This is a genomic window from bacterium (genome assembly GCA_021372615.1).
Classification (GTDB): Bacteria; Armatimonadota; Zipacnadia; order Zipacnadales; family UBA11051; genus JAJFUB01.
This window is the reverse complement of record JAJFUB010000056.1, coordinates 21,932-34,438: the sequence shown is the minus strand read 5'-3', so window position 1 is coordinate 34,438 and position 12,507 is coordinate 21,932. Positions and strand designations below refer to the sequence as shown.

The window sequence follows — 12,507 nt, the reverse complement described above, 5'->3', positions numbered from 1 at the left end:
CTCACCGACCGCGATCGGTCGCGGTCGGTGACCGCTCCCACAGCGGAGCTTGGTGCCCACCCCCTCTTCATCGTCTGCGACGACCTCGCCCGCCGGGGCGTGGGCATGGCCGACGAGCAGAAGGCCACTGGCCTGCAGGGCCGGCACCCTCTGGCGGCGGCGCTGCAGGAGCGGCTGGGCGGCGAGGCCCTCGTCTTCAACGAGACGCCCACCGCCGAGGAGACACAGCAGGCGCTACAGGCGGCTGGCCGGGCCTCCGCCGTCGTGGGCGCGACCTTCGCCCACATCGTGTGCTACAAGGGCGAGGGCGTGCGCCTGCCGGCGCCGCAGCAGGACCTGTGGCAGCGGCTGGCCCAGACCGGGAAGCTGCGCACGATGCTGCTGTTTGAGTCACCCTATGCCCTGTCGGACCTGCCGGGTGGCTTGCCGGTCATCCTCGGCTACGGCGCGGACGACTTCAGCCTCGACGCCTCGGTCCGCGCGCTGCTCGGGGAGCTGCCATGCCGGGGGAAGCTGCCGGTGACGGTGTAGCGGCGCGATTCATCGCGCCAGGGGCCATCGGGCGCAATGAACTGCGCCCCTACGGAGGATGCCATGCGCGCCCTGATTCTGCTCGTCTGCCTCGTAGTCCTCTCGTCCGTTCGCGCCGACGTCCCGGCCGGTTGGTTCCCCTTCGTCATCGGTGAGATCAACCCCGCCAGCCCGCTGAACATGGCCGAGGCCAACGCCGTGCCGGCCGGGCAGAACGGCTTCGTCCGCGTGAAGGACGGCCACTTCGTGGATGGACGCGGCCAGCGTCTGCGCTTCCTCGGCACCAATGTCACCTTCGCCACCGCCTTCCCCGACAAGGCCCTGGCCCCGCTGATCGCCAAACGCATGGCCGCCATCGGCTTCAACGTCGTGCGCTTCCACCACATGGACTGCCACTACAAGCCCAGCGGCATCTGGGACAAGGCCTACAAGGACAAGCAGCACATGGATGCCGAGCAGCTCGACCGGCTCGACTGGTTCATCTACCAGCTCAAGCAGAACGGCATCTACGTGAACCTGAACCTGCACGTCTCGCGCACGCTCGGCAAGGACGACGGCTTCGTCGAGGACAACACGCTGGGCAACTACGACAAGGGCCTCGACAACTTCGTGGCCGGCATGATCCAGAAGCAGCGCGAGTATGCCCGCGACCTGCTCACCCACGAGAACCCCTACACCAAGACCAGGTACATCAACGAGCCGTGCGTGCTCCTGGTCGAGATGAACAACGAGAACAGCCTGCTGGGCTCCGCCTTCAGCAGCAAGCTCAATGACATCGCCGAGCCCTACAAGGCGGAGCTGACCGGCTACTGGCACGGCTTCCTGAAGGGCAAGTACCAGACCACCGAGGCCCTGCGCAAAGCGTGGGATGAGGGCAGCCAGCCGCTGGGCGAGGAGCTGCTGCGCAACCGGGACCTGGCCCAGGGCACCAAGGAGTGGGTGCTGGAGAGCAAGCACCCGGGCGAGGATGTCTTCGAGGTCGTGGACGATGCCGCAGTGGGCAAAGCGCTGCACGCCAAGCTCGTGCAGTTGGGCGTGAACCCCTGGGACTTCCAGGTGCACCAGGTGGGCCACAACCTCACCGACGGCCAGGTCTACACCCTCCGCTTCCAGATCAAGGCCGAACCCAAGCGCGATGTGAACGTGTCCGTGCGCTGGGATGTCGCCGACTGGCGCAACAGCGGTCTGGATACCTCGGTCAAGGCCGACACGCAGTGGCGCGAGTTCACTTTCGCCTTCCGCGCGCGCAACGTCAACCCCAATCACGTCCGCATCAGCTTCAACGGCGGCAATACGCTGGGCGACATGTGGATCGGCGGGGTGAGCCTCCGCATCGGCGGTATCGTGGGGCTGGGGGAGGGCCAGACGCTCGAAGCCGGCAACATCCCCTTCGCCTCCGCCAACGCCACCCAGGCGGCGCAGCGCGACTGGGCCGCCTGCATCATGGGCCTGGAGCGCCAGTACACCCAGGGCCTGTACCAGTACCTCAAGCAGGACTTGGGGCTGCAGGCCAACGTCATTGACACCCAGGCTTCCTACGGCGGCCTCGGCGGCGCGTGGCGCGAGAGCAAGCTCGACTACGTGGACAACCACTCGTACTGGCAGCACCCGTCCTTCCCCGGGCGGCCGTGGGATGGCGCCAACTGGTTCATCGGCAACTCGCCGATGAGCGACGCGCCCGGCAACGATACCCTCACCGCCCTGGCCCGCGGACGGCAGGCCGGCAAGCCCTACACCATCAGCGAGTACGACCACCCGGCCCCCAGCGACTACCGCGCCGAGGGCCTGCCGATGCTGGCGGCCTTCGCCGGGCTGCAGGACTGGGACGGCCTGTTCCAGTTCGACTACGGTTCCACGCCCACGGACTGGTCGCAGGCGCGCCTGCAGGGCTACTTCACCATGGTCAGCGATCCGGCGGTCGTGGCCTTCGCGCCGGTGGCGGCGAACCTCTTCCGCCGGGGCGACGTGCACGCCGCCACGGGCCTGGCGAAGCTTCGGGTGCCCGAAAGCCAGGTCGAGGCCCTCGTAGCCGAGGCGCGCGGCGACTTCCACGGCCTGTGGGAGAAGGCCGGCCTCCCGCGCTGGGCGTCGGTGCGCCAGCGCATCGCCCTGGAATGGACGAAGAGCGGGGAGCTGCGTGGGGACAAGCTCGACGTCGCCGAGGACCAGCAGTCCGTCTCAGATACGCGGGAGGTGCGGTGGGGCGAGGTAGCGCCGGAGCACAAGGCGTTCCTCGTGGACGCGCCGAAGACGAAGCTGGCAGCGGGGCGGCTGGCCGACCAGACGCTGCAGTGGGGCGCGCTGACGATCAAGCCCACGCCCGGCCAGACGGGCCACTGCGTCGTGGCGCTGACCAGCCTGGGCAATCTCCCCCTCGCGCAGTCGAAGCGCATGCTGCTGGTGGCGGCCTCGCGGGTCGAGAACCAGAACATGCAGTGGGACGAGCGGCGCCGGACGGTGAGTAACAAGTGGGGCACCGGCCCGACGATCGCTGAGCAGGTCACGCTGAACTGCACGGCCGGACGGGCGCTGAAGATCACGCCCCTCGACGGTGCGGGGATGCCGCTGGCGGGTGTCACGCCCCAGCAGGGCAAGCAGCTTACGCTGCAGGCGCCGACGCTGTGGTACTTGGTGGAGGTGCAGTAACGGTAGGAGAGGCCATCCCTCATGCTCTACGAATGCACAGGCGATGGCGCAGGGACGCCCAAGATCGAGGTGCTCACGAGGTGCTCCCGACGCGCTTGACTCGATCTGGCGACGGGGAATATACTGCTGACGCTGTAGTGCTCGCCGCGATTCACGCGCCCACGAAACGGGGGACTCCATGCCTGAGACGCCAGTCCGTCGCGATCTGCTCCAGATCGCCATTGAGGCCATGCACCGCATTCCCAGAGCTGAGGATGATCTCGACTGGTTCATCTGCTGGCGGATCCGCATCTGGGAACGTGCCCGAGCCCTCATGCTCTATCGCCGCGGCTTGGAGGCCGCCTACGGCCGGTTTGACGTCCACCGATGGGGTAGCATCTGCTGTCGGGTCAGGAACAACCTGTACGCTTGGCTGTCAGAGACAGTAAGGAAGAGAGCGTCTGAGCGCACACTCCTAGATGAGGACGTCGAGAGCTTTTTTGCAGACCTTGATATCCTTGTGTGTCGGGAGTGCGAACAGCACTACCGGGTTCTCAGACGCGAGGTAGACGAGCGTGGGGTGGAGTTCTTCCGTGAACTACCGCGGGGGCTGCGGCAGTTCCACGAAGCAGCTGCCGACCAGGCCGAGGCACTTGACTCCACTGGCAACATGGAACGGGGGGCATTGCTCGGGCGGTACCTGCTGTAGACGCCGACGACACCACGGGCAGAGGCCGGAAAGGAGGACACAGGCTTGCCAATAACCCGCAGCACGGATATCCCAGAGGCAGAGTGGGACAAGATTGACCGGGAGACGAAGGACGAGTACCTAAGACTCGTAGAAGACGCCGATAGTCTGCTCAGCAAGTGCCACCGCCGCTCATGTGAGCACGGCAAGGCCCGGCGCAAACTGGCGTTCAGAGACATCAGCCGCGAGGCCGTACCCGTGTGACTCGTTCTGCCGTCTCAGGTATGGAAACACGGACACATTCCTGATAGACAGACCCAGTCACGAGCTGCAGGGAGACCTGCAGCTCGTTCGGGTTCTGGGGCAGCACCGTTGACGCTCCGCCACGCGCGAGACCGTTACTTCAGGTCCAGCTTCAGGTCGTCAAACCACGTCTCCCCCTTGCTGCCGGTGCGGGGGACGATCATCAGGCTCTGGTGGGGCTTGAGTTGGAACTCGTAGGTGAACGGGGTCCAGTCCTTCGCCGCCGGCAGCGGGTGGGTGAGGTACTCGGCCTTGTCCTGGCCGCCGGCGGTCGTGATGACCGAGATGCCCGCGCTGCCCTCCGTCTTGTACTGGCCGGTCAGCACGTACGGTGCCCCCACCTTCAGCGGCTCGAGTTGCTGGCTGAGCACCAGGTTCAGCGACCCGCCGATCCCCTTGAAGCGGAAGGCCTTCTTGCCCGCCACACCGCCGTCTGCCACCCCAGCCTCGTACTTGGTGGCGGCGTCGGCCGACCACGCTCCCGGCGCCCAGCCGACGGGGCTGCCCTGGCTGTCCGCCTGCTCGAAGCTGCCATTGGCCAGCAGCGGCGCGGTCGAGAACTTCAGTGTCAGCGACGCGTTGTTGCGGGCGGGGGCCATGTCACTGACCAGGACCGTCAGCGTGTGCCGCGCCTCGGCCACCGTCCCCAGCTTGACCGCCACCCGCAGCGACTTCCCGTCCGGCGTCAGCTTCGCGAGAGTCACTTGCGCCGCAGGCACTGGCTGGCTGTCGAGCGTGACCTGCACACCGGCCTGGTCGAGGGGGTTCTTGTCGTCCTTCACCGCCAGCGCCAGTTCGCTGGGCGCCTTGGTCACGGCTCCCAGATCCAGCTCCTCGGGCTTGCGCTCCTGCCCGTCCAGCAGGACCTTCACCACGGCCGGCGCCTCGATGTCGTCCAGCACCATCCACTTGGGCTTGTTGACGACAATGAGCGTCGAGCCGCCGCCGATGTCTTCGGGGGCGAGGGAGAACTTGGTGATCGCCCCGGCGGTGGTGGCCTTCAGAGGCTTCCAGGCGCCATCGGCGGCGCGGTAGAAGCTGCCCTGGGCGAAGCCCAGTGAGCATGAGAGAAACAGAAGAGGAACCATGAGGCGGCGCATGTCCATAAGCCTCCCTGTCAGCATGTCAATGAGTCGAGCCGGCGGCGGAGCGTCCTGCGGACGCCCGCCGAGAGGAGGAGGGGAGGGCGGCCCGAGTCCACGGGCTCACGCCCGTGGCTACTATCGTTCGGCCCCTTCGGGGCGCACGACACACCCTCGCTCCTCGGTGCGCGAGTCCCGACCGCCGAGTCCCGAATCCGGAAGCACTACCCACTAACCACTTGCCACGTCAACCCAGTCCCCACCCGCTGCGCTTTGGCGCACGGCCTCGTCCACGGCCTGGGTCTTCACGCCGTCGAAGATCGTCGCCCCGCCCAGCCGGTCCTCGGCCAGCGCGGAGAAGAAGTCGAACAGGCAGTGCGCGTGGAAGCGCATCCAGCCGACGGGCAGCTTGGGCGAGGGCAGGGCGCTGGGCTTGGGGTAGCGCTGCACGCACTCAATCTGCGTCCAGCCGCGCCGCCCGCCCAGGTCGGCCTCGGGCTCGGTGGCGTCGTAGGCGTACAGGAAGTTCGGGTCCATCATGCTGAACTTCAGCGCGCCCTTCTCACCGAAGATGATGAACTCCATGCCGTCCTGGGTACCGGTGGCGAAGCGCGAGGCCTCGATGTAGCCCAGGGCGCCACTCTCCATGCGGGCCTGCAGGGCCACGTAGTCATCCACCTGCACCGGCTTCATCTCGGCCGAGCCCTTCGCGGCGGGGCGCTCCTTGATGAAGGTCTCGGTGCTGGCCCGCACGGCCGCGTAGTCGCCCAGCAGATAGGCCATCAGGTCAATGATGTGGCTGCCCAGGTCCGACAGCGCCCCGCCGCCGGCCTCGGCCGTCAGCCGCCATGAGAGCGGGCGGCCCGGGTCAGTGTAGCCGGCGTGGTAGTAGGCGGCGCGGAAGTGGTAGACCCGCCCCAGGAAGCCCTCCTGGACCAACTCGCGCGCGCGCAGCGTGGCGGGGATGAAGCGCATGTGGAAGGTCATGCCGTGCTTCACCTGCGGCCGGGCGCGTAGCGCCGCCCCAATCTCGCGCGCCGAAGCCAGGCTCGTGGTCAGGGGCTTGTCGCAGTACACATGCTTGCCCGCCGCCACCGCCCGGATGATCTGCTCGTGGTGCACGTGGTTGGGGGAGGCGATGTCAATGACCCGGATGCGCTCATCGTCGAGCAGCGCGCCGAAGTCTGTCGTACCGTACACGAATTCGCCCACCTCTGCCGCCTTGGCCGCCGTCTCCGGGCGACTGGTGCAGACACCGATGAGCTTCGGCCGCACCGGGGCGGGGTCGTAGAACAGCCCCTGCGTGCGGTGCGCATAGGCGTGCACCTTGCCGATGAAGCCGAAGCCTGCCATGCCGATACCGAGTTCCATCTGCCCACCTGCAATGTCGGAATGCGCGGAGGTTTCGCCGCGCGGACGCAATGCCCTTCCCGCCGGCAGAGACCGTCTGCGCGCCGCTCGCAGGCTGGGAGAGCGAAGTCGAGGCTTGCATTCCGGCTCGATTTGCCTATACTTTTATGATAGCGACTACCTGCTTAGTGGGGGAGACGCTCGGGCACTGTTCGGTGGATTGGCTGTCAGCGGCACGGCACGCCCTGTGCGGATGGCGCAGTAGCCTCGAACCAATGGGCCGGAGGACGTCGTATGGCGACGGGAACCGTCAAGTGGTTCAACGACGCGAAAGGTTATGGGTTCATCGAGCGGTCGGACACCAAGGAAGACGTGTTCGTGCATTACTCGGCAATCACAGGCGAGGGTTACCGCAGTCTGACACAGGGCTCGGAAGTGGAGTTTGATGTCGAGAAGGATACCAAGGGCCTGCGGGCGGCCAACGTCGTAGTCACCAAGGCTGCGCCGGCGCCGCGCAAGGAATCCTGGTAGGGCCGGTCCCGCTGTTCCCAATCGCGTAGCGGTCCATCGGATCGCTGTCTTGTGTCGCCACGACATCTCTCAGCGGACGACCGCACTGCGGCGTCCGCTTTCTTGTTGCCTCCTCCCGGAAGGTCACTCCCCCCGCCACATGCAATTGTCTCGCTTTGCCGCCTCTGCGAAGGGAGTCGCCCCATGCGTGCCTGGCAACTGATGGACAAGCAGCGAGTCGAGCTGCAGGACCTACCGCGCCCGGAGCCCGGCCCCGGCGAAGTGCTCGTGAAGGTCATGGCGTGCTCGATCTGCAGCCGCACCGATCTCGTCTACTACACCTACTGCGGCCTCAAGCCCCACTGCCGTCCCGGTCACTTCGGCCATGAGGTCAGTGGCCTCATCGAGCAGGTCGGGCCCCAGGTGACCGGCTGGGAGGTCGGTCAGCGAGTGTTCCTGCGCGGCCCTGGCAAGCCCGGCGGGCTCGCGGAGTACTGTCTGGCGGTGCCGCTGTCCATCGGCCGTCTGCCCGACCACATGAGCTTCATCGAGGGCGCGCCGGCCCAGCAGGTCCCGATCGCCGTCAACGCGACTCGCACGCTGCAGCTCGGAGACCATGTCGTCATCTTCGGCGCGGGGTCGGCCGGGCTGCAGATCCTGCAGGCCGTGCGGCTGCGCGGAGCGGCCCGGGTCGTCGTCACCGACCTGTATGAGCCGCGCCTGCAGATCGCCCGGCAGCTCGGAGCCGACGTGTGCCTGAAGGCCGACGAGGTGGACGTCCTCGCCGAGATCGCCCGTCTCTTCCCTGGCGGCCCAGATGTCGTCTACGACGCCGTCGGCATCCCTTCGGTGGCGCGGCAGTGCGTGGACTGCGTGCGCAGCGAGGGCATGGTCTGCATCTTCGGCACCCACCACGTCGAGGAGCAGGTCACGTTCAACCTCGTGCAGTTCGAGGGCAAGGCGATCACGCTGCACATGGCCAACGAGGGCAGCGCCCACACGCGCCGCGAGGTGATGCGCATCAGCGAGCGCCTGCTGGCCAACCGACTGATTGACACCCGCCCGTACATCACCCATGTCTTCCGCATGGAGGAACTGCCGCGAGCCATTGAGTTGCTATCTGTTTCGCCGATACTGTATCCTGAAGGGGACCCGCAGGGACAGGGGATGCCGGCCAAGGAAGCGCTGAAGGTCGTCATCCAGATCCACGAAGGGGCGGACCGAGCGGCGGACGGGAGCGTCTTCCGGCTGGCATAGGGTAGCCGGCGTCGGCCTTCCCGGGCGCAGGCCCACCGGAGGTGAGCGTGATGTACGGACGATTGTTGCGAGAGCGCGGACTGCTGGCTGTGGCCGTCGTGGCCATGACCTTCAGCCTCGTCGGCTGCCGCGAGCACATCCTCAGCCGCGACGACGAGATCCGCATGGGCCGCGAGGCGGCCACAGACTTCGAGAAGAAGAACGGGGGACGCTCCAAGGACCCGCGGCTGGTGGGCCTGACGGACAAGATCGGCCACCGCATCACGGGTGTGGCGACGACCGGCAAGTACTACGCCTACCCGTATGAGTTCCGGGTGCTCGACAACCGCTCCGTCAACGCCAACGCCTTCCCCGGTGGGATCATCTACCTGTGGCGCGGGCTCTTCGAGACCGTGGGCTACGATGAGGCGCAACTGGCGTGGGTGGCCGGCCATGAGGCGGCGCACGTGGCCGAGCGGCACGCCACCCAGCGCATCGAGGGCCAGCTCGGTCTCAGCCTCATCAGCCACCTGATCCTGGGCAAGAGTGACGCGGGGGAGATCGCGGCGGCGGTCTCCGGCTTGACGCTGCAGGCCTATGGCCGCGACCAGGAACTGCAGGCGGACCGCGTCGGGGCGCTCTTCGCCCGCGGCGCGGGCTATGACCCCACGGTCTCATTGGCGGTCCTGGAGACCTTCAAGCGGATTCAGGGGCGGGAGCCGAGCGACCTGGAGATCTTCTTCGCCAGCCACCCGGGCAACACCACGCGCGAGGACAGCCTCAAAGCCTACTTCCGCAAGCAGGGCTGGAGCGGGAAGTACTTCAAGCCTTAGGGCGCCGGGGACAGACGCCTGCGCGCCTGCTCTAGAAGAACGTTTCCTCCGCTGTGCGCCACAGCAGCCAGTCCCGGTCGTCCGCTGACGGGAGCGTCAGCCGGTCGCGCACCAGCGCCAGCCCGTCCTCATACGTCTCGTTCTGCACCTGGTACGGGCAGTCGCTGCCCCACATCAGGCGCCGCGCCCCGAAGGCCGCCACCACGCGCTCGATGAGCGGCAGCAGGTCCTCATGCGGCGGCCGCTTGCGCCCCAGCGCGTAGAACGCCGAGACCTTCACCTTCACGCCGCCATGCCGCGCCAGAGCGCACAGGGCCGTGACATCCTCTTCCCGGACGTCGCCCTCGATCCCGAGGCGGCAGAGGTGGTCAATGACCACAGGTGTCTGCGGATAGGCCGTGCACATGCGGTCCAGCGCGGGCAGGGAGTCGGGGTTGATGAGGCAGCACAGGGACTGTCCGGTCGAGGCGGCCCGGGCGAACATGCGGTGATAGCCCGGCGTGTCCAGCCAGTCTCCGGCCGGTGACCGCCCCGGCTGGATGCGAAAGCCGCGCACGCCCTCCTCCGCCAGGCGCGTCATGTGCTCCTCGACGTCCGCTGCGTTCGGGTCAATGACCGCGATGCCGCCGAAGACGCCGGGGTAGGTGCGTATGGCGTCGAGCATGTACGAGTTGTCGGTCCCGTAGTAGCTCATCTGCACGAGCACAATGCGGTCCACGTCGCAGGGCTCGGCCACGGCGATGAGGTCCTCCGGCGTGAACACGGGCGGCTCCATCTCCTCGGGGGAGAAGCCCGGCGCCAGCGGGAACCGGGCGAACTCGTCAGTCCAGACATGAACATGGCAATCAATGTAGGCCACGGCAGCTCAGCCTCCTAGGGGGCGACATAGACATGCACACCCAGCCAGCCGAAGCCGTCCTCGCAGGCTCCTGCCTCGACCGGCACAGTGCGCTTCTGGTCGGTGGGCTTGCCGTCCGTGCCCAGGGCCTGCTCAAAGGGCAGACGCAGTTGCGCGACCCCCTCCGGCAGGCCGGCGATCCTGGCCTTGACCGCCCGTTCGCTGGAGTTGACGGCGATGACGAACAGCTTCCCCTGGTAGCGCTTGCCCAGCACGTTGACCGAGGGGAAGGAGACGTCTTCCTGCGCGCCCGTCGGGCGGAAGGCGTAGGTGCGCTCGGGGCCCTCGGTGATCTGGCACGTCAGCGGCACCTCCTCGCCAAACAGCAGCGCCTGCCCCAGCCCCTCCGGCCCCGAGACCTCCGCCGCGGCCTTCGCGTAGGCCTCGTACGACTTCTGCAGCACATCCGCGTCGCGCTTGTGCCAGTACGAGAAGATGAGAATGCCCCGGGCGCCTGCGGCCAGGCAGCTATAGAAGTCGTGGTACGCCTCGACCGGGGAGATGATGTCGAAGGCTCCATCCTTGTAAAAGAGCATCGGGATGCCGATGGGGGTCTTCTCGCCGTGCAGGTAGTCCGGGCCGATCTTCGCCCCCGCCAGTTGGATCCCGCGGATGGTCTCTTCGGTCCGCCAGCGCACCCAGCCCCGCGGCATGTGGGCGTACTCGGTGTACGTCCCCGCGCCGATGATGTCCAGGTAGGGCACATACCTGGCGAGGGCCTCGGCCTGGTAGTGCCCGGCGTTGTACATGAAGACCGGGCGGCGCTGCGGGTCGTACTTGCGGGCCCAGGCGGACAGGTCCTTGACGGTCTGGTACTCATCCTCCCGCCAGTAGCGCTGCTCCTCGGGCAGGTCCCACCAGCCCACCGGTCCGCGGGCCACCAGGTCCTCGATGGTCGCCTTCGTCTCGGGCTCACCGGCCTTGCTCAGGTGGGCCAGGGTGAACCATCCGGCCTCCTTGACAATCCCGAGGTACTCCGGCTTCATGCTGTAGGTGTGCGCGATGTTCCAGCCCGCCGGCTGTTCCTGCTTCATCTCTTCCAGCGTGCCGATCGAGTACAGCCCCAACGGGAAGGCCTTCCCCTGGGGGTACGGCGCCTCGCCCTGCGCCAGGACCATCAGCGGCAGCAACAGCACACATGACGCCATCAGCCCGCCGCGTCGCATGGGGTCACGCTCCTGTGTGAGTGATCGTCCGCAGAGGGTTTCGCCGCCGACGGGGGAATCACTGCCTGTCCGCGGCTGTACTGCCCTGATAGGAGAACCAGATTTGCCATGAAGCGCGTGTTCCTGCCGCTTTGCCCGCTGCTGCTGGTGCTCACCGCACCATCCTTCGGCGCCACTGCACAGACCTACGCACGGGAGATCGAGGGCAGCCTGAAGGCGCTGGTCAGGCTGCTGCCGCAGTACACGGGCGCGGCGGAGGTGTTCGCCGCGCGGATGGCTGAGGGCGGCACCGTGTGGCTGGCCGGCGACCGGGGCTTCGTGCTCGAGGGCCTCAACCGGGCCGGGGGCCTGATGGCCTGCAAGTGGCTGAGGAAGCCGGCGGACCTCAAGTTGGGCGACATGATGCTCTACGGCCTGGTGCGAGCGGCCCAGCCCGAAGACAAGGAGTTGCTGTCTGCCGCGGCCCGAGCCGGGGTGTTCTGTCTTGTCTTCGGCCCGACGCCGGGGCCGGTGACCGCGGGCCGGTTCGTGCCGGTGCCCGCCCCGCCGGCCGATGACCCCCGGCGCCTGCCGACGGTCTCCCCCATTCTCGCCGCGGCCACGTGGACCTTCACCGCCGAACTCATCGCCGCCCTGACGCGACAGGGCAAGCTGCCCCCGATGTACCAGAGCGTCCTCGTGCCCGGCGGCCGGGAGCGCAACGCCGAGCACCTGAAGCTCAAGTGGGAGCCGCAGGCCCCACCGCCGCTCCGCCCGGGGCTGCTGGGGCGCACCTACCTGGCGCGGCTGGCCAACTGCTGGCGCACGCTGCAGGCGACGCAACTGGACGGCTTCGCGGCGGCGGGGCAGATGGCCGCCGCGGCCGTCCGGGCCGGGCACACGGCCTGGTACGGGTCACTGGGGCATCTCCCGCCCGAACTGCCCGGCCAGACCGGCGACCCCGGGGTGCTCAAGCCCCTGAAGATGAACAGCCCGGACAAGCTCGGCGACTTCGTCAAGCCGGGGGATGTCATTCTGTACGTCGGCTACTACGAGCCCTACGGTCCATGGGTGGAGCAGGCGCACGCGCTGGGGGCGAAGATCGTCACGGTGGTCTCCGGTACGCCTGAGCGCGCGGCCGAGAGCATGGGGGCGGACCTGAACCTCTGTGGCTGCTGGCCCTTCGGGGATGCGCTGCTGGACATACCGGGCTACGACATCCGGGTCCTGCCCCCGTCGGGCGTCATCCAGGCGGCGGCGTACTGGATGCTGGTGGCGGAGACGGCAGAGGCATTGTAGGGCGGGG

General features: G+C 67.6%; 12 protein-coding genes. 8 read left to right on the top strand and 4 right to left on the bottom strand.

The annotated features are described in order from the left end of the window. The 4 genes from LLH23_08860 to LLH23_08845 all read left to right on the top strand — a co-directional run. Nucleotides 1–531 (top strand): hypothetical protein (locus tag LLH23_08860; GenBank protein ID MCE5238589.1); only part of this gene is annotated, 531 nt, incomplete at its 5' end. Between the two features lie 63 nt (nt 532–594). Then, nucleotides 595–3,177 carry a carbohydrate binding domain-containing protein gene (locus LLH23_08855; GenBank protein ID MCE5238588.1) on the top strand — a complete coding sequence of 861 codons (2,583 nt, stop codon included), beginning with the start codon at nt 595–597 and terminating at the stop codon, nt 3,175–3,177. 178 nt (nt 3,178–3,355) lie between these two features. Continuing rightward, entirely contained in the window at nt 3,356–3,865 is a 510-nt protein-coding gene (locus LLH23_08850) for a hypothetical protein (GenBank protein MCE5238587.1), read from the top strand. 45 nt (nt 3,866–3,910) lie between these two features. Beyond that, nucleotides 3,911–4,108, top strand: coding sequence for a hypothetical protein (locus LLH23_08845; protein MCE5238586.1), 198 nt, complete (start codon nt 3,911–3,913; stop codon nt 4,106–4,108). A gap of 134 nt (nt 4,109–4,242) precedes the next feature. Here LLH23_08845 and LLH23_08840 read toward each other — a convergent pair whose 3' ends face one another. Beyond that, nucleotides 4,243–5,247 (bottom strand): hypothetical protein, encoded by a 1,005-nt coding sequence (locus tag LLH23_08840; GenBank protein ID MCE5238585.1) that lies wholly within the window; start codon nt 5,245–5,247, stop codon nt 4,243–4,245. A 213-nt stretch (nt 5,248–5,460) separates the two neighbouring features. Further along, nucleotides 5,461–6,600: a Gfo/Idh/MocA family oxidoreductase gene (locus tag LLH23_08835; protein MCE5238584.1), complete on the bottom strand. Its 1,140-nt coding sequence runs from the start codon at nt 6,598–6,600 to the stop codon at nt 5,461–5,463. Nucleotides 6,601–6,873: 273 nt separating this feature from the next. Between LLH23_08835 and LLH23_08830 the strand changes: the two genes are divergently transcribed. From LLH23_08830 to LLH23_08820, 3 genes are all read left to right on the top strand, one after another. Then, entirely contained in the window at nt 6,874–7,110 is a 237-nt protein-coding gene (locus tag LLH23_08830; protein ID MCE5238583.1) for a cold shock domain-containing protein, read from the top strand. Between the two features lie 183 nt (nt 7,111–7,293). Further along, on the top strand, nt 7,294–8,346 hold the full coding sequence (locus LLH23_08825; GenBank protein ID MCE5238582.1) for a zinc-binding dehydrogenase: 1,053 nt from the start codon (nt 7,294–7,296) through the stop codon (nt 8,344–8,346). 50 nt (nt 8,347–8,396) lie between these two features. After that, nucleotides 8,397–9,158, top strand: a complete 762-nt coding sequence (locus LLH23_08820) for a M48 family metalloprotease (GenBank protein ID MCE5238581.1) — start codon at nt 8,397–8,399, stop codon at nt 9,156–9,158. 31 nt (nt 9,159–9,189) lie between these two features. On the opposite strand, the gene LLH23_08815 is transcribed toward LLH23_08820, so the two are convergent. Together LLH23_08815 and LLH23_08810 are read right to left on the bottom strand one after the other, a co-directional pair. After that, nucleotides 9,190–10,017, bottom strand: coding sequence for an amidohydrolase (locus tag LLH23_08815; GenBank protein ID MCE5238580.1), 828 nt, complete (start codon nt 10,015–10,017; stop codon nt 9,190–9,192). A gap of 14 nt (nt 10,018–10,031) precedes the next feature. Next, entirely contained in the window at nt 10,032–11,222 is a 1,191-nt protein-coding gene (locus LLH23_08810) for a hypothetical protein (GenBank protein ID MCE5238579.1), read from the bottom strand. Between the two features lie 108 nt (nt 11,223–11,330). Here LLH23_08810 and LLH23_08805 point away from each other — a divergent pair, with 108 nt between their 5' ends. After that, nucleotides 11,331–12,500, top strand: coding sequence for a hypothetical protein (locus LLH23_08805; protein ID MCE5238578.1), 1,170 nt, complete (start codon nt 11,331–11,333; stop codon nt 12,498–12,500). Nucleotides 12,501–12,507 lie beyond the last annotated feature (7 nt).